General features: G+C 69.7%; 16 protein-coding genes. 10 read left to right on the top strand and 6 right to left on the bottom strand.

Going from position 1 to position 15,726, the window contains the following annotated elements; all coding sequences use genetic code 11:
* Positions 1-6: 6 nt before the first annotated feature.
* On the bottom strand, positions 7-786 hold the full coding sequence (locus tag HMPREF0321_RS11200) for a c-type cytochrome (RefSeq protein ID WP_006946652.1): 780 nt from the start codon (positions 784-786) through the stop codon (positions 7-9).
* Positions 787-847: 61 nt separating this feature from the next.
* Positions 848-1,501: a heme-copper oxidase subunit III gene (locus HMPREF0321_RS11195; protein ID WP_006946553.1), complete on the bottom strand. Its 654-nt coding sequence runs from the start codon at positions 1,499-1,501 to the stop codon at positions 848-850.
* A 246-nt stretch (positions 1,502-1,747) separates the two neighbouring features.
* On the opposite strand from HMPREF0321_RS11195, the gene trpD reads away from it, so the two are divergent.
* The gene (gene trpD / locus HMPREF0321_RS11190; RefSeq protein ID WP_006946543.1) at positions 1,748-2,833 is read left to right on the top strand and encodes an anthranilate phosphoribosyltransferase; all 1,086 of its coding nucleotides are present in this window, start codon (positions 1,748-1,750) and stop codon (positions 2,831-2,833) included.
* Positions 2,830-3,111, top strand: a complete 282-nt coding sequence (locus tag HMPREF0321_RS11185) for an Lrp/AsnC family transcriptional regulator (RefSeq protein WP_038567799.1) — start codon at positions 2,830-2,832, stop codon at positions 3,109-3,111. Before trpD ends, HMPREF0321_RS11185 begins: the two co-directional genes overlap by 4 nt.
* Here the strand turns inward: HMPREF0321_RS11185 and HMPREF0321_RS11180 are convergent.
* Positions 3,060-4,886, bottom strand: coding sequence for a DEDD exonuclease domain-containing protein (locus HMPREF0321_RS11180; RefSeq protein WP_006946557.1), 1,827 nt, complete (start codon positions 4,884-4,886; stop codon positions 3,060-3,062). The genes HMPREF0321_RS11185 and HMPREF0321_RS11180 overlap by 52 nt on opposite strands.
* A 332-nt stretch (positions 4,887-5,218) precedes the next feature.
* Between HMPREF0321_RS11180 and HMPREF0321_RS11175 the strand changes: the two genes are divergently transcribed.
* Both HMPREF0321_RS11175 and HMPREF0321_RS11170 read left to right on the top strand, forming a co-directional pair.
* Positions 5,219-5,386: a hypothetical protein gene (locus tag HMPREF0321_RS11175; protein WP_006946593.1), complete on the top strand. Its 168-nt coding sequence runs from the start codon at positions 5,219-5,221 to the stop codon at positions 5,384-5,386.
* Positions 5,387-5,406: 20 nt separating this feature from the next.
* The gene (locus HMPREF0321_RS11170; protein WP_006946609.1) at positions 5,407-6,261 is read left to right on the top strand and encodes a hypothetical protein; all 855 of its coding nucleotides are present in this window, start codon (positions 5,407-5,409) and stop codon (positions 6,259-6,261) included.
* Between the two features lie 35 nt (positions 6,262-6,296).
* On the opposite strand, the gene HMPREF0321_RS11165 is transcribed toward HMPREF0321_RS11170, so the two are convergent.
* Positions 6,297-8,102, bottom strand: a complete 1,806-nt coding sequence (locus HMPREF0321_RS11165; protein ID WP_006946538.1) for a long-chain fatty acid--CoA ligase — start codon at positions 8,100-8,102, stop codon at positions 6,297-6,299.
* 107 nt (positions 8,103-8,209) lie between these two features.
* Between HMPREF0321_RS11165 and HMPREF0321_RS11160 the strand changes: the two genes are divergently transcribed.
* From HMPREF0321_RS11160 to HMPREF0321_RS11145, 4 genes are all read left to right on the top strand, one after another.
* Positions 8,210-8,698 (top strand): SRPBCC family protein, encoded by a 489-nt coding sequence (locus HMPREF0321_RS11160; RefSeq protein WP_006946556.1) that lies wholly within the window; start codon positions 8,210-8,212, stop codon positions 8,696-8,698.
* A 121-nt stretch (positions 8,699-8,819) separates the two neighbouring features.
* Positions 8,820-9,785, top strand: a complete 966-nt coding sequence (locus HMPREF0321_RS11155; protein ID WP_006946531.1) for an ROK family glucokinase — start codon at positions 8,820-8,822, stop codon at positions 9,783-9,785.
* Positions 9,782-10,768, top strand: a complete 987-nt coding sequence (locus HMPREF0321_RS11150; protein ID WP_006946529.1) for an ROK family glucokinase — start codon at positions 9,782-9,784, stop codon at positions 10,766-10,768. Before HMPREF0321_RS11155 ends, HMPREF0321_RS11150 begins: the two co-directional genes overlap by 4 nt.
* Positions 10,765-11,445: an endonuclease/exonuclease/phosphatase family protein gene (locus tag HMPREF0321_RS11145; protein WP_006946560.1), complete on the top strand. Its 681-nt coding sequence runs from the start codon at positions 10,765-10,767 to the stop codon at positions 11,443-11,445. The genes HMPREF0321_RS11150 and HMPREF0321_RS11145 overlap by 4 nt, the downstream gene beginning before the upstream one ends.
* A 71-nt stretch (positions 11,446-11,516) precedes the next feature.
* Here HMPREF0321_RS11145 and HMPREF0321_RS15000 read toward each other — a convergent pair whose 3' ends face one another.
* The gene (locus tag HMPREF0321_RS15000; RefSeq protein ID WP_006946580.1) at positions 11,517-12,077 is read right to left on the bottom strand and encodes a hypothetical protein; all 561 of its coding nucleotides are present in this window, start codon (positions 12,075-12,077) and stop codon (positions 11,517-11,519) included.
* Positions 12,078-12,252: 175 nt separating this feature from the next.
* Here HMPREF0321_RS15000 and HMPREF0321_RS11135 point away from each other — a divergent pair, with 175 nt between their 5' ends.
* Together HMPREF0321_RS11135 and HMPREF0321_RS11130 are read left to right on the top strand one after the other, a co-directional pair.
* A complete protein-coding gene (locus HMPREF0321_RS11135; protein ID WP_006946530.1) occupies positions 12,253-13,269 on the top strand; it encodes a 1-acyl-sn-glycerol-3-phosphate acyltransferase in 1,017 nt (338 codons plus the stop codon).
* A 191-nt stretch (positions 13,270-13,460) separates the two neighbouring features.
* Positions 13,461-14,801 carry a class II 3-deoxy-7-phosphoheptulonate synthase gene (locus HMPREF0321_RS11130; RefSeq protein ID WP_006946641.1) on the top strand — a complete coding sequence of 447 codons (1,341 nt, stop codon included), beginning with the start codon at positions 13,461-13,463 and terminating at the stop codon, positions 14,799-14,801.
* A 77-nt stretch (positions 14,802-14,878) separates the two neighbouring features.
* On the opposite strand, the gene HMPREF0321_RS11125 is transcribed toward HMPREF0321_RS11130, so the two are convergent.
* A partial coding sequence (locus HMPREF0321_RS11125; protein ID WP_006946644.1) for a PASTA domain-containing protein occupies positions 14,879-15,726 on the bottom strand: 848 nt, incomplete at its 5' end.

The following is a 15,726-nucleotide window of genomic DNA, read 5'->3' as shown; positions in this document are numbered from 1 at the left end:
ATTTCATCACGCTGCCTTACGTCCGAGCCAGACAGCCACCGCTATGCACAGGCCGATGCCGAACGTCCACACGAACAGACCCTCGGAGACCGGGCCGAGGTTGCCCAGGGTGTGACCACCCTGCGCAGGCTGCTTCTCGATGTCCTTGAGGTAGGTGATGATGTCCTTCTTGTCCTGCGGCGACAGGTTCGTGTCGTTGAACACCGGCATGGACTGCGGGCCCGTCTGCATGGCCTCGTAGATGTGCTTGCCCGAGACGGACGTCAGCGGCGGCGCGTACTTGCCTCGCGTCAGCGCGCCACCCGAGCCGGCGAAGTTGTGGCACATGGCGCAGTTGACGCGGAACAGTTCGCCACCCTTGGCCGAGTTGCCACCCGGGGTCGTGTACTGCTTCTCGGGGACGTTGGGACCGGTGCCGAGCGAGGCCACGTAGGCGGCCATCTGGGCGATCTCCTTGTCGCTGAACTGCTTCGTGTTGCGCTGCGCCTGCGTGTTTGGCGCGGCGAGCGGCATGCGGCCGGTGCCCACCTGGAAGTCGACGGCGGCAGCGCCGACGCCCACGAGGGAGGGGCCGGCGGACGTGCCGGTGGCGTTCGTGCCGTGGCAGGTCGAGCAGTTCGCGAGGAACAGCTGCTTGCCAGCGTTGACGTCACTGGCGGACGTCGTCTCGGCCTTGGCGCTCTTCGGCGCGAAGGCTGCGTACAGGCCACCGGTGACGACCAGGGCCAGCAGCAGGACGACGAACAGGGAGGCCGGGTGTCGGCGGCGGGCGGCGAGAGTGCTCACAAGGACATCCTGTCGGCGGTCGGGGGAGTCAGGGTTCGGGTTCTGCTAGTGGTGTCGCGCATCACTTGAGGAGGTAGATGGCAGCGAACAACGCGATCCACACGACGTCCACGAAGTGCCAGTAGTAGGACGTCACGATCGCGCCCGTGGCCTGGTGGTGGCTGTAGGTGCGCGAGGTGAACGTGCGTCCGATGATGAGCAGGAACGCGAGAAGGCCACAGGTCACGTGGATGCCATGGAAGCCGGTCGTGATGTAGAACATCGAGCCGTAGGCGTCGCTGTCGAGGGAGATGCCCTCCTCGTGCAGCGTGGCGTACTCCATGATCTGGCCGGAGACGAAGATCGCGCCGAACAGGTAGGTGAGGGAGTACCACTCACGCATTCCCCACTTGCCGACCTCGAGCAGCTTGCCCGTGCGGTGGGGGATGCCGTGCTCCGCCTTGAACACGCCGAGCTGGCACCACACGGACGAGATCACGAGGATCGTCGTGTTGATGGCCGCCAGCGTCACGTTCAGGTGCGACGTGCGTTCGTGCCACAGGTCGCCTGCCACGGAGCGGATCGTGAAATACATCGCGAACAATCCGGCAAAGAACATGAGTTCGCTCCCGAGCCACACCATCGTGCCTACGGCAGTCAGGTTGGGTCGGGTCGCCGGTGCGTGCCCGGCGGGGATGCCGTGTTCGCTCGTCTGAGCTGTAGTTGCGGTCGCCACCCGGACATTATGTCCTGCCCTGGCAGCGATCATGACAGCGGCCCCCCAATTGGACACATATTCGTTATCTGCTCTGTGTGCTCGCTGGGTGTTGAAGGGTGTTCTTCCTGTGTGTGTTGACGCGGTTGCAACCCCGCACGTCAGCGCCTAGCACGGTGACGCGGGACGTCGGTGGACGCGCCTGTCGCACGGTCACGGCGCCGCTTAGGGTGGTGGTACGACGAACGACGTGCAAGGAGATCCGTCATGAAGTGGCCGAGCCTCGTGGCCCAGCTCATGCGTGGGGAGGACCTGACGCCAGAGCAGACCCACGCCGCGATGACGGCCGTGATGAACGGGGAGGTCGCCCCCGTTCCGCTCGCGGCGTTCCTCGTCGCACTGCACAGCAAGGGCGAGACGGTGGAGGAGCTGCGGGGGCTCGCCGACGTCATGGTCGAGCACGCCCGGCCGTTCAGGCTCGACGTGCCGGCCCTCGACATCGTCGGCACGGGCGGCGACATGGCACACACCGTCAACATCTCGACGATGGCCGCGCTCGTGTGCGCCGGTGCCGGGGTCAAGGTGGCCAAGCACGGCAACCGAGCCAGCTCGAGCTCGACCGGGACGGCTGACGTTCTCGAAGCGCTCGGGGTCGACCTGAGCGCGGACGTCGACGAGCTGCAGCAAGACGTGACGCATGCCCCGATGACGTTCCTGTTCGCCCAGAGCTTCCACCCCGCCATGCGGCACGCCGCCGCGACGCGGCGGGAGCTCGCCGTCCCGACCGCGTTCAACTTCCTCGGCCCCCTGACCAATCCGGCGCGCCCAGCCATCGCTGCTGTGGGTTGCGCGAACCGTAGGATGGCACCGGTCATGGCTGGCGTCTTCGCGCAACGCGGCGCCGATGCGGCGGTCTTCCGGGGTGACGACGGCCTCGACGAGCTCACCCTGGCGACGACGTCGAGCCTGTGGTGGGTGCACGACGGCGAGGTCATCGAAGAGAGCATCTCGCCCGAGCAGGTCGGGCTGTCGCCAGCCCCGATCGAGGCGCTGCGCGGCGGAGACGCGTCGTTCAACGCTCAGGTCGTCCGTGACGTCCTCGCCGGGAAGCGCGGGCCCGTGCGCGACGCCGTCCTGCTCAACGCCGGCGCGGCTCTCGCACTCGTCGCCCAGTACGAGCGCGGCAGCCTCTTCGGTGGCGCGGACGACCTCGCGTCCGGCATCCGTGCGGGCATGACGCGCGCTGCCGAGGCCGTCGATTCCAGCGCCGCGCAACGCACCCTCGACGTCTGGATCCACGGTTCGAGTGCCGTAGACGCCGATTCCGAGCCCCTCATGAAGGAGACCCGATGATCACCGCCATCGTCCTCATCAAGGCGGACGTCGCACGCATCCCCGAGGTGGCCCAGCACGTCGCCGACGTGCCCGGGGTGACGGAGGTCTACTCGGTGACCGGAGGCGTCGACCTCATCGCGATGGTGCGCGTCACGGCGTACGAGCAACTCGCCGAGGTGATCTCCGGAAGCATCAACAAGGTCGACGGCGTGCTCGAGACCGACACGCACCTGGCCTTTCGCACCTACTCCCAACGCGATCTCGACGCGGGGTTCGATCTGGGGCTCGACGACTGACGGGTCGTCGCCCGCCCCTGTCCGGGATGCGCGAGCACGCCGGATTCGACGGCTGCCGCTTCGTGCGCGCGGCGGACGACGGGATCGAGATCGTCGAGGTAGCGTGTCGCGGCATCCCGCGGGCTGACCCACGGCGCGTCCGTCTCGACGATGCGGGTGCCTGCGCGCGCGATCCAGCGCAGGAGCACCTCCGTCTCCTCCTCAAGCGCTGCGGAACGGTGTGCAGGCGGGGTCGCGACGGCCTCGGCCGTCGCCCGCAAGGCCTCGATCGTCAGCCGTGGATCCTGACCGGGTCGTGAGGCACCGCTCGCCGCGAGCCGACCGTGTCGGATGACGGCGAACTCCCAGCCGCCGCCCCGACGTGGCCGTGCCGCCATGAGATGCGGATTGTTGACGATGGGTGCCCGGCGCTGGTGACGGTCGAGCCCACGCAGGAGCTCGATGAGGGCGTCGCGCCCAGCGCGGGCCTCCTCGAAGCGTTCCTGCCCCGCGAGGCGGGCCAGGCGCGCCTCGACGTCATTGACGATGGACCCGGGCTCGTTGAGCAGTTCCTGCCTCAACCTCGACACGAGGTCGAGGTAATCGCGCTGGGTGATGCCTCCGATACAGGGCGCATCGCACCGATCCATCTCCGCCAGGACGCACGCCGTGCCGCCCTTGGCGCGGATGGGCGTGGTGCACTGGCGAATGCGGCGGACGTCGTGCACCGCATCGCGGGCGAGCCGCGCGGCGACCATCGTGCGGAACGGGCCGAGGTACGTCGCCTCGTCGGCTCGCTGCTCGCGCACGACGGACAGGCGCGGGAACTTCTCGTCGGTGATCTTGAGCCATGCGATCTTCTCCGGCCGGCTCGAGCGTCGGTTGAACCGTGGCCGATGCTCGGCGATGAGCCGGATCTCACGCACGTGTGCCTCGAGCGACGTCGCGCAGGGGATGGGCGTCACGCGGGCGGCGAGATCGACCATGAGCCCCATCTCGCGACGCTTCTCCGACGCGGTGAAGTACGAACGCACGCGGGTGCGGAGGTTGCCGGACGTGCCGACGTACAGCGGCTTTCCGTCCTCGTTCTCGAAGACGTAGACGCCGGGCTCGGCGGGCAGGCCGTCGGCCAGGGTGGCCTTGCGGCGCCGCGCCGCCGGCACCTTCGCGCTGAAGGAGAGCAGTTCCTCACGCGAGGTGACGCCGAGACTGCCGGCTCGCGAGAGCAGGGCGTGCAGGACGTCGACGGTGGCCTGGGCGTCAGCGAGGGCGCGGTGATTCGGGTTGACACTTGCGCCGAAGTGGGCCGCGAGCGTGCCGAGGCGGTGATTGCGGACCTCGTCGCGCGGCACGAGGGCGCGGGCGAGCTTGACCGTGTCGACGACCGCAGGAGCGGGCCACGGGACCTCGAGATCCCGTGCGGCCGCCGTGAGGAAGCCGACGTCGAAGGGTGCGTTGTGGGCGACGAGGACGGCGTCGGGCCCGAGGAACTCGAAGAATGCGGGCAGCACCGATGCCAGCTTCGGCGCGTTGTGCACCATCGCCGTCGTGATGCCGGTGAGCCGCTGGATCTGCGGTGGGATCGCGCAGCCGGGGTCGACGAGGGTGGCGAACTCGCCGAGCACCTCGCCGCCACGGACCTTGACGGCGCCGATCTCCGTGATGCCCTGCGCGCCCGGGCGACCCCCGGCGGTCTCGAGGTCGACGATGACGAAGGTGACGTCGTGCAACGGGGTGCCGAGATCGTCGAGGCAGCCCTGCACCGCGGTCGGATTCGTCTGCGTGTTCGTCACCATGTCGCGAACGCTAGACGGCGGTGGTGACAACCCCCGGATGAGGCGGTGGCCGGTGCCTTTCAAGGGGGTGGGGACGGGCAGGCGGCGCGGCGGGGACGAGGCGCGCCGCGACGGGCGGTCGCGGAGGTCGGACGCGGGCGATCTTCGACCGCGACGAACGTGTCGATGACCCCCGAATCGCCCGGGACGGCGGGGTTGTCGGTGCTCGAACCTAGCGTGCGAAACACATCGAGACCCGTTGGGGAATCGACCGATCAGCGCTTCGAGGAGGCGTCATGCTCATCACCTGTGATTCGTGCCCGGCACGAGGTCGTGCGTGCGACACGTGCGTCATGAAGACGTTCCTGGACATGCCCGCCGTCACCAGCGGCCCCGTCTGGGAGGAGGAGGACCACCGTGTTCTCGACATGCTCTGCAGCGCCGGTCTCGTCGGTGATGAGGACGCGGCGTCAGCGCTGCTGGAGAGCGCTCCGTTCGCCGGTCTGCGCGCCGCCGTGTGAGAACCTCCTACGCTTGCGCCATGCTGTCGAGACGCCACTTCGTCCTGGGAGGCGTCATCGCGCCCGCGGGGGCGATCCTGGGGCTCGCAGGGTGCGAGCGCCGACCCGGGGGCACGTCGTCGTCAGCCGAGGCAAGTGGCGGAACCGATGGCGGGGTCTCCAGCCTCACGATCGACACCGTCCTCGGGCGCGTGGTGCTGCGGTTGCCGAACGCGCTCGACGAAGGCGCGTCCTCGCCATCAGGGGCCGGGGACGATGCCTCGGCGCAGTGGCGCGCGCGCGTCGAGGCGGCCGCGCACCGGATCGCTGAGGTGTGGGGCACCACGCGGCCGGCGGGTCTCGAAGGTGATCTGCGGGTGACGCTCTGCCGGGACGACGCGGAGTTCGCGGCGAGTGCCGACGGGTTGGACGCCGACACCGCGGGCGTCACCACGAGGCAGGGTGTGTTCCTCGCGCCCTCTGTCGCCTCGTCGCTGACGGAGGGCGGCCGCCGGGTCGTTCTCGCGCACGAGCTGACGCATCTGTGGCTCGGGCAGTTCGGCGCGGACGCGACGCAGTGGTGGCTGAAGGAGGGAGCCGCCGAGTGGACGGCCGCACCTCTCGTGTCGGTGCCTGAACGCAGCCGCTGGCCGACGCTCGCCCAAGCGGCGCCGCAGAAGAAGATCGGGGATTCACCGCCCCCGCAGGAGCAGGTGGGCACCGAGCTCGGATACGAATGGGCGCACGCCTACGTCACGTATCTCGCCGATGGTGCAGGCACCGCACGGGTCGTCGCCCTAGTGCGCGCCCGACCGCGTGACGCGACCGCAGGCGCGGCGCCACTCGTCGCGGGTCGAGAGAGCTTCACCACCTGGCTGTCAGGTCGGCTCCGGTGAGGGGTGACGACGGCGACGAGGCGGCGTGAGCTGTCTCAGGTGCGGGGAGAGGAGTAGATCGAGTCGATGACGTCGGCGTAGTCGTCGAGCACGACGTTGCGCTTGACCTTGAGCGACGGCGTCAGGTGCCCGGATTCCTGAGTCAGAGGCGTGGTCAGCACCCGGAAGGCGCGGATCGACTCGGCGCGGGAGACGAGGGTGTTGGCCTGGTCGACGGCCTTCTGCAGTTCGTCGAGTACCCGCTGATCCTGTGCTGCGTCTGCGGGGTCCAGGTCGGTGATGCCGTGCGCGCTCGCCCAGCCGGGCAGCATCTCCTCGTCGAGGCACAGCAGCGCCGCGATGAACGGTTTGGCGTCGCCCACGACGACGGCTTCTGCGATGAGGGGGTGCGAGCGCAGGGAATCCTCCAGCTTGGCGGGGCTGACGTTCTTGCCGCCCGCCGTCACGAGGATGTCCTTCTTGCGCCCCGTGATCGACAGGTAGCCGTCGGCGTCCAGTTCACCGAGGTCGCCGGTGCGGAACCAGCCGTCGATCTTCGCCTCGTCGGTGGCCTCGGGGTTGTGCAAGTACTCGCGGAAGACGTTGATGCCCTTGACGAGGATCTCGCCGTCGTCGTCGATCCGCAGGCCGACGCCGGGGCAGGCGGGGCCGACGGTGCCGATGCGCAGCGCCTTCGGCGGGTTGACGCAGGCGGGAGCCGTCGTCTCGGTGAGTCCGTATCCCTCGAGAACGGGCAGGCCGATGCCGTTGTAGAAGTGCGCCAACCGGGCCGACAGGGGAGCGCCCCCGGAGATGGAGTAGCGCAGATGACCGCCGAACGCCGAGCGCAGCTTCGCGTAGACCAGTCGATCGAACAAGGTGTGCTTGACGCGCAGGGTGAGCGGCGCGCGGCGTCCGGCGTTCGTCGCCTCGCTGTAGGCGATCGCGGTGTCGGCGGCGGCGGCGAAGATCTTGCCGCGGCCGTCGCCCTGCGCGCGCTGCTCGGCGGAGTTGTAGACCTTCTCGAACACGCGCGGCACGCCGAGCAGGTACGACGGCGCGTACGTGCCGAGGTCGTCGACGAGCGTCCCGATCGTCGTGTGGGCGAGGCGTGTGCGTGAGGCGATCGCGACGAACTGGATGAGGCGGGCGAAGACGTGGGCGAGCGGCAGGAACAGCAGGGTGCCGTTGTTCTCCTCACCGCCGTTGACGAGGTCGTCCATCAGCGCGAGGCAGTTCTGCGACAACGACACGAAGTTGCCGTGCGTCAGCACGCATCCCTTCGGCAGGCCGGTCGTGCCCGAGGTGTAGATGATCGTTGCGACGTGGTCGGCGTCGACGGCGTCGCGGCGCGCACGCATCTGCGCGTCACTGACCTCCGGGGCACCCTCGAGCAGTTCGTCGAGGTGGCCGGCGTCGATCTGCCAGACGTCGCGCAGATGGGGGCAGCGCTCGCGTACCTGCGAGACGGTGAGCGCCATCTCCTGGTTCTCGACGACGACGGCGACGGCCTCGGAATCGGCGAGGATCCAGGCGACCTGGTCGCTCGAGGACGTCTCGTAGATCGGCACGACGACAGCGCCGCACGTCAGCAGCGCGAGGTCGGTGAGCGTCCACTCGTAGCGGGTCGTGCTCATGAGCGCGACGCGGTCACCCGCTTCGACGCCCGCCGCCATGAACCCCTTGGCGAGCGTCTCGACCTGCGCGAGGAATTCCTCGTGTGTCACCCCGGCCCACGTCGCGCCCTCACGCCGGGCGTAACCGATGCCTCGCGGATCCTCGGACGCGTTGCGCACCACGATGTGCGGAAGCGCGAGCTCCTCGTCGAACGGCACGAGCAGCTTCGTGCTCACTTCACGCATTGCGGATCCTCGCTGGGTCGGTACTGGGTCGGTGGCGGCGGTCGGTGAGGCCCGTCGTCATGCGTACCTTACGACCCTGCCGCCGCTCGGCGCATACCCTCGGTGTCATGACGACGAACAGCGACGCCCTCAGCGAGGGCCGCATCCGGATCGAGGCGAGCTGCGCTCGGGTGCTCGACGTGGTGCTCGACCTGCCGGCCTACCCGCAGTGGTCGAAGGACGTCGCGCGAGCCGTCGTGCTGAGTCGAACGCCCTCCGGCGACGTCGACCAGGCACAGCTGACGTTCGCCTCCGGCCCGTTCAAGGACGTCGTGACGCTCGCGTACACGGTGGCTCGTCGCGCCGACCGCGCACGGGTGGCGTGGCAACTCGTCGAGGCGCAGCACATCGAGGCGATGCAAGGCCACTACGACCTGCGTGCTGACGGCGACGCCACCGACGTCGCGTATGCCCTGCACGCACGGCCCGGCTTTCCGCTGCACACGGCGTTGCGCCGGAAGGTCGAGACGCAGATCATCACCGCGGCCCTCGATGCGTTGAAGGCGCACGCCGAGGCGCCGGATCTCGATCACGGTGGGGCGAACGCCACCGCCTGAGGCGCCGCATGTACGGCCCCGCCACCGGGGCGCCACCCGATTTGGGCTCGGCGCCCCGCCCCGTCAGGATGATCGTGACGGCCCATGCGCCGTCGCCGTCCGCGAGCAGTGAGGAACGAGCGTGACACTCAGCATCGGCATCGACATCGGTGGAACGAAGATCGCCGGGGGCCTCGTCGACTCCGGCGGCACCATCGTGCGCCGCGCGCGCCGCGACACGCCCGCGCAGGAGCCCGACGCCATCGTGGCCGCCACCGTCGAACTCATCGACGAGCTGGGCGCCGTGGCGCGTGCCGAGGGCGTCGAGGCGCCCAAGGTGGGGGTCGCGTGCGCCGGATACATCGACAAGCAGGGCGCGAACGTCCTGTTCGCCCCCAACATCGCCTGGCGGCACGAGCCGCTGCGCGCACGCCTCGAAGAAGCGACGGGGCACGCCGTCGTCATCGAGAACGACGCGAACGCGGCCGCCTACGGCGAGTTCCTCCACGGTGGCGGCGCGGACGTCGACGACATGGTCATGGTGACGCTGGGCACCGGTGTCGGCGGCGGCATCGTCCTCGACGGCGAACTCATGCGCGGCAGCCACGGCATCGCCGCCGAGATCGGGCACATGCGTGTCGTGCCGGGCGGTCACCTGTGCGGTTGCGGCAATCGCGGTTGTTTCGAGGTGTACGCCTCCGGGTCCGCGCTCGTGCGTGAGGCGCGCGATCTCGTTGCTTCGGGCGCGACCGAGGCCGCGCGGCTTCGCGAAGCCTGCGCGGGCGATCCGGAGGCGTTGCGCGGCGCGCACGTCACGGCAGCGGCACAAGAGGGCGACGCGGCAGCCCTGGCGCTGCTGAGCAAGATCGGCCGTTGGGTCGGCGAGGGCTGCGCGTCACTCGCGGCCGTGCTCGACCCGGCCGTTTTCGTCATCGGCGGGGGGCTCGCGGAGGCGGGCGACCTCGTCCTCGAATCGGCTCGCATCCACTTCGCCGACGAGCTGACGGGCGGCGGGCACCGTCCGTCGCCGCGTTTCGTCGTCGCACAACTGGGCAACGACGCCGGCGTCATCGGCGCCGCAGCGCTCGCAGAGAGGGGGCGTGCATGAGTCTCGCCATCGGAATCGACATCGGCGGCACGAAGGTCGCGGGCGGCCTCGTCGACGAGCGCGGCACCGTCATCGCGCGCGCTCGCCGCGACACGCCGCACCGCTCGACGAAGGCCGCCGTCGTCGAGGACCTACTCGTCAGCGTCGTCGATGAACTGCAGGATGCCGCCGAACGCGACGACCTCGGCGAGGTCAGCGCCATCGGCATCGGCGCGGCGGGATTCGTCGGCGCCGACCGCTCGACCGTCGTCTTCGCGCCGCATCTGTCGTGGCGCAACGAGCCGTTGCGCGAGAACCTGCGCGCCCGTTGCGCGTTCCCCGTCTTCGTCGACAACGACGCCAATACCGCGTGCTGGGCGGAGTGGCGTTTCGGCGCGGTGGCGGGGGAGAGCCACGTCATCATGGTCAACCTCGGCACCGGCATCGGCGGCGCGATCCTCGTCGACGGGGTGATGCAGCGCGGCCGGTACGGCATCGCGGGTGAGTTCGGGCACATGCAGGTCGTGCCCGGCGGCATCCGTTGTGAGTGCGGCAACCGCGGCTGCTGGGAGCAGTACGCCAGCGGTAACGCGCTCGTGCGCGAGGCGCGCTCGCTGCTCGCGGCGCAGTCGCCGATGGCGCACGACATCGAGGCCGAGATCGGCGGCGACCTGACGAAGCTGACCGGGCCCATGATCACCCAGGCCGCGGCTGCAGGGGACGCGACGGCGGCCGAACTGCTCGCCGAGATCGGTTCGTGGCTCGGCACCGGCCTCGCGAACCTCGCGAGTGCGTTCGACCCGGGCGCGTTCGTCATCGGCGGCGGCGTGTCGGCAGCCGGCGAGATGCTGTTGACGCCGGCGCGCGAGGCCTTCCGCAAGCAGCTGCCGGGGCGCGGGTACCGCCCGGAGGCACGAATCGTGCAGGCGCAGCTCGGCAACGAGGCCGGGCTCATCGGCGCGGCCGACCTGGCGCGCAGCGCCGTCGAGGAGGACATCGCATGACCACCCGTCTCATGTCGTACAACGTGCGCGGCCTCAAGGACGACCGTGCGGCCCTGCTGCGCGTCATCCGGCACGCCGCGCCCGACGTGCTGTGCCTGCAGGAGATGCCGCGCCATCCGTTCTCCGACCATCGCATCGCCGAGTTCGCCGAATCCGTCGGGCTCGTGTGGGGCGGAGGCAACCGTCACCGCATGAGCACCGCGATCGTGACGGCGCCGCGCCTCGACGTCGCCGCGAGCGGCCACGGCCTCTACACCGTGCCGCGTCCGCAAGAGCCGCGCGGTTACGCATGGGCCGAGGTGTGCCTGCCCGGCGAGGCGAAGTGGCTCGCGATCAGCACGCATCTGTCGCTCTACAGCTCGATGCGCGCCGGGCACGCGCGTGAGCTCATCGCCGACCCGAACCTGCCGGGCGACGTGCCGTGGGCGATCGCCGGCGACTTCAACGAGCTCGAGAACGGGCCCGCGGGGCGGGAGTTCAAGGCACACGGGCTCGTCGACGCAGGGCCGCGCATCAACACGTTCAACGCCGCCGAACCGCACAAGCGCATCGACTTTGTCTACGCCTCGCCGTCGCTGACGCTGGAGACGGTCGACATGAGCGCCGTGGAGCACGACATGACGGTCGCGACCGATCACCGCCCGCTCGTCGTCGACGTCACGGTGACGTCGCACTGACGACCGACTGACGTCCGCTGGGAGGGCCCGGGGGATCGGACGAGGCCGCTCGGGCCGGCAGTCGCAGAGGCTCAGACGCGGGCGCCGTCGTCGTCATCGTCGTGCTCGTCGCGGTTCTTCGGCTGCCTCGCGACGGCGAGGGCGAAGCCGCCGACGAGCAGCCCCGCCGCGACGAGCCACCACAGCGTGGCCGCCTCACGATCGAACAGGGTGAGGTACAGCAGCCACACCGGCCCGAGGACGAAGCAGGCGAGCATGATGACGCTCGCCGGGTCACCGGTCTCGAACGGTGCGGGCTCAGGCGGGACGAAGGGTTCCTCGTCCAGGTCATCGAGATCGTCGTGGTCGTGTTGACCTGCAGCGCTCTCAGCCTGCCCGTGAGGCGGCGGCGTCATCACCCATGGCTGCTCGTCCGGCATGCGCCACTGCGGCCGGAAGCCGGGTACAGGACCGTCGTCGGCCGGGGCCGGCGAGGCGGGCGTCATGGGCGTGGTCTCGTCGGATGTGGGCTCGAAGAGATCCCGGTGGGCGCCGCGGCGCGTCGCGGATTCCGACGCTGCGTCGAGGTCGAGATGCCGGGTGATCTGGGCGAACTCGGCGTCCCAGTCGCGGTCGCGGGGCTCGGTGCTCATCGCAGCGCCTCGCCGATGCGCGAGGTGGCCCGCCCGGGCGCGGACGTCGGTGGGCGGGTGCGGGGCCGGGTTCGCATGTGCTCATCCTGGCACGCTGCGTCGCCGTGGCGGCATGTGCAGGCCGGTGTGACCCAGTAGAGTGAAGCCGTCCTGCACCCCGAGAGGAAGACTTCCCGTGCTCTACTGGCTTCTCAAGAGGGTTCTCGTCGGGCCTGCGCTTCGAACGGTCTTCCGCCCGACGGTCGAGGGCCTCGAGCACATTCCCGACGCCGGCCCGGCGATCCTGGCGATCAACCACCTCTCCTATTCGGACTGGCTGTTCGTCCCCCTCGTCGTCGAACGCCGCGTCACGTTCGTCGCGAAGTCGGAGTACTTCACGACGCCCGGCGTCAAGGGGCGTCTGCAGAAGGGCTTCTTCTCCGGCACGGGTCAGGTGCCGATCGATCGCACGAGCGGTTCCGCCGCGGCCGGTGCGCTCGCGACCGGCAAGCGGATCCTCGCCGCCGGTGAGCTGTTCGGCATCTTCCCCGAGGGCACGCGCTCGCCCGACGGCCGTCTCTACAAGGGCAAGACCGGTATCGCGCGTCTCGCGCTCGAGAGTGGCGTGCCCGTCATCCCGGTCGCCGTCATGGACACCGACACCGTGGCACCTCCCGGCGAGAAGTTCGGCCGTTACGCGCAGCCGCACGTGCGCTTCGGCGCGCCGCTCGACTTCTCGCGCTTCGACGGCATGGGCTCCGACCGTTTCGTGCTGCGCTCCATCACCGACGAGATCATGTATGAACTGATGCTGCTGTCCGGCCAGGAGTACGTTGATGAGTACGCCGCGTCGCGCAAGAAGTCGGTCGGCGAGCGTGCCCGCTCCCTCGGTGAGGGCGCCGTGCAGGTGGCCAAGGAGATCCAGGGCAGCGCCACCGCGGCCCTCGAAGACGCTGCCGCCCGCCTGCCGCGCAAGGGCTCGGACAAGGACGGCAAGGACATCAAGAACAACGACGCGCCCGCCGGCGAGGCAGCCGACGTCACGGCCGACGTCGAGGACATCGCGGTCCACGACGCCGCTCATGACGCCGTCACGATCGATGACGGCGAGACGTCCGTGTCCGTCGAGCGTGTCGAATCTGTCGAGCGCGTCGAATCCATCACGACCGACGGCACCGACGGCGACGCGCACGGCGCTCGCGACGCCGGCTGACGATCGCCGACGCTGTACCGGGCGTCGCCCCGGGCTCTCGGGCCGGGGCGTCGACCTGGCATCGCCGCCCGCGAGTCCGGCTCGCACGTCGCCCGTGATGTCTCACAGTCAGGGCCGATGTGCGCCATCGTGCTTCGACGCCTAGGCTCGCTCGGGTGAGTACCACGCCCGAAACGCAGAACACCCCGTCCGTGCCCACGCGTCCCGTGGGTCTCGAGTGGCCGCAGTTGCCTGCCAAGCAGCAGCCGTCGTGGCCGGATGACGGTTCGTTGGAGCGCGTGCGCGAGACGTTGGCCACCTATCCGCCGCTCGTCTTCGCGGGCGAGTGCGACGATCTGCGCACCCGCCTCGCTGCAGCGTCGCGCGGTGAGGCGTTCGTCCTGCAGGGCGGTGACTGCGCCGAGATGTTCGCCTCGGCGACGGCCGACAACATCCGTGACCGCGTCAAGACGATCCTGCAGATGGCTGCGGTGCTGACGTACGGCGCGAGCACGCCCGTCGTGAAGCTCGGCCGCATCGCCGGGCAGTTCGCCAAGCCGCGCTCGAAGGACACCGAGACGCGCGGCGACGTCACCCTGCCGGCCTACCGCGGTGACATGGTCAACGACTTCGCGTTCACGCCCGAGGCGCGTCGCCCCGACCCCGAGCGACTGCTGCAGGCCTACAACACGAGTGCGGCGACGCTCAACCTCGTGCGCGCGTTCACCCAGGGCGGTTTCGCCGACCTACGCAACGTCCACGACTGGAACAAGGGCTTCATCGCCAACGCCGCCAACGCGCGCTACGAGAAGACGGCGAAGGACATCGACCGCGCGATGCGGTTCATGGCCGCCTGCGGGGTCGACTTCGACGCCCTGCGCGCCGTCGACTTCTTCTCGAGCCACGAGGCGCTGCTGCTCGACTACGAGCGTCCGCTGACGCGCGTCGACTCGCGTTCGGGCCGCCCGTACGCGACGTCCGGGCACATGCTGTGGGTCGGTGAGCGCACGCGCGAGATCGACGGTGCGCACATCGACTTCGTCTCCCGCGTGTCGAACCCGGTGGGCATGAAGGTCGGGCCGAAGGCCGACCCGGACGACCTGCTGCGCATCATCGACAAGATCGACCCCGAGCGTGAGCCCGGCCGTCTGACGTTCATCACGCGCATGGGCGCGGGCACGATCCGTGAGGCGCTGCCGCCCATCGTCGAGCGACTCAAGGCCGAGGGCGCGGCGCCGGTGTGGATCACCGACCCGATGCACGGCAACACGTTCGAATCCGCGAGCGGTTTCAAGACGCGTCGTCTCGACGACATCGTCGACGAGGTGCGCGGCTTCTTCGAGGTTCACGAGGCGGCGGGCACCGTCCCGGGTGGCCTGCACGTCGAGCTGACGGGCAACGACGTGACCGAGTGCCTCGGCGGCAGCGTCGAGGTGCGTGACGAGGATCTGGAGAGCCGGTACGAGTCGGCCTGCGACCCGCGTCTCAACCACCAGCAGAGCCTCGAACTGGCCTACCTCGTCGCGGAGATGCTGAGCGCTCGCGCGCAGTGACGTCCGTGTCGAACTGACGACGATGCCCGCACGCCTCATGGTGGGCGGGCATCGTCGTATGTTCCGACGGTGCGCCGTCAGAAGCTCAGGGTGACGCTGCTCCCCTTGGGGGTGCGCGAGCCGCCCGACGGCGTCTGCGAGCTGACGGTGGAGCTGAGCAGCTCGTCGAGCCAGGACGCCCCGTCGACGTGGAAGCCCGCGTCCTCGAGGCGAGAACGGGCCTCGGCGGCCTTCATTCCGGTGACGTCGGGCACGTCGGCCATCTCGACGCCCTTCGAGACGCGCAGCGTGATCGTGTCACCCGTCTTCACCTGGGTTCCACTCGTCGGGTCGGTGCCGATGACCGAGCCGGAAGGGACGTCGGGGGAGAACTCCTCGCGCGTCGTGACCGTCAGGCCGCGCTCCTGCAGCGTCGTCGTCGCGTTCTCCTGCGTCTGCTTCGCCACGTCGGGCAGGTGGAACTCCTCCGGCCCCGAGCTGACGACGAGGGTGACGGTGGTGTCGTGACGGATGTGAGCGCCCGCCCCGGGAGAGACCGACAGTACCGTTCCCGCCTCACGGACGTCGTGCCGTTCGGTGTGCGTCACGTGGCCAAAACCCTCACTCTTGAGTTTGGCTTCAGCCTTGTCGCGCTGCAGGCCGGCCACGGCGGGGACGTCGACCATCTTCGGTCCGTTGCTCACGACGAGGGTGACGTCGGTGCCGCGACGATGGCTCGAGCCCTGCTCGGGTGAGGTCGAGATGACGCGGCCGGCCGGGACAGAGTCGGAATCAGCCAGCGTGACGCGCGTGTCGAATCCGGCGGAACGGAGGGTCGAAATGGCCTCACCCTGAGGTCGAGCGTTTACCTCGGGGATGTCGGTCGACGTCAGCGGCCCCACCGTCAGGGCGAGCGCGAGGCCGCCGGCGGCGATCGCCGTCGCGG

Source organism: Dermacoccus sp. Ellin185 (assembly GCF_000152185.1).
GTDB classification, from domain to species: Bacteria; Actinomycetota; Actinomycetes; order Actinomycetales; family Dermatophilaceae; genus Dermacoccus; species Dermacoccus nishinomiyaensis.
This window is presented reverse-complemented; position numbering and strand designations above follow the sequence as displayed.

Bases quoted from the DNA above. Each gene is read 5' to 3' on its own strand.
- trpD (WP_006946543.1), top strand. From the start codon at position 1,748: ATGAAGTGGCCGAGCCTCGTGGCCCAGCTCATGCGTGGGGAGGACCTG.
- HMPREF0321_RS11185 (WP_038567799.1), top strand. From the start codon at position 2,830: ATGATCACCGCCATCGTCCTCATCAAGGCGGACGTCGCACGCATCCCC.
- HMPREF0321_RS11180 (WP_006946557.1), bottom strand. From the start codon at position 4,886: ATGGTGACGAACACGCAGACGAATCCGACCGCGGTGCAGGGCTGCCTC.
- HMPREF0321_RS11175 (WP_006946593.1), top strand. From the start codon at position 5,219: ATGAAGACGTTCCTGGACATGCCCGCCGTCACCAGCGGCCCCGTCTGG.
- HMPREF0321_RS11170 (WP_006946609.1), top strand. From the start codon at position 5,407: ATGCTGTCGAGACGCCACTTCGTCCTGGGAGGCGTCATCGCGCCCGCG.
- HMPREF0321_RS11165 (WP_006946538.1), bottom strand. From the start codon at position 8,102: ATGCGTGAAGTGAGCACGAAGCTGCTCGTGCCGTTCGACGAGGAGCTC.
- HMPREF0321_RS11160 (WP_006946556.1), top strand. From the start codon at position 8,210: ATGACGACGAACAGCGACGCCCTCAGCGAGGGCCGCATCCGGATCGAG.
- HMPREF0321_RS11150 (WP_006946529.1), top strand. From the start codon at position 9,782: ATGAGTCTCGCCATCGGAATCGACATCGGCGGCACGAAGGTCGCGGGC.
- HMPREF0321_RS11145 (WP_006946560.1), top strand. From the start codon at position 10,765: ATGACCACCCGTCTCATGTCGTACAACGTGCGCGGCCTCAAGGACGAC.
- HMPREF0321_RS15000 (WP_006946580.1), bottom strand. From the start codon at position 12,077: ATGAGCACCGAGCCCCGCGACCGCGACTGGGACGCCGAGTTCGCCCAG.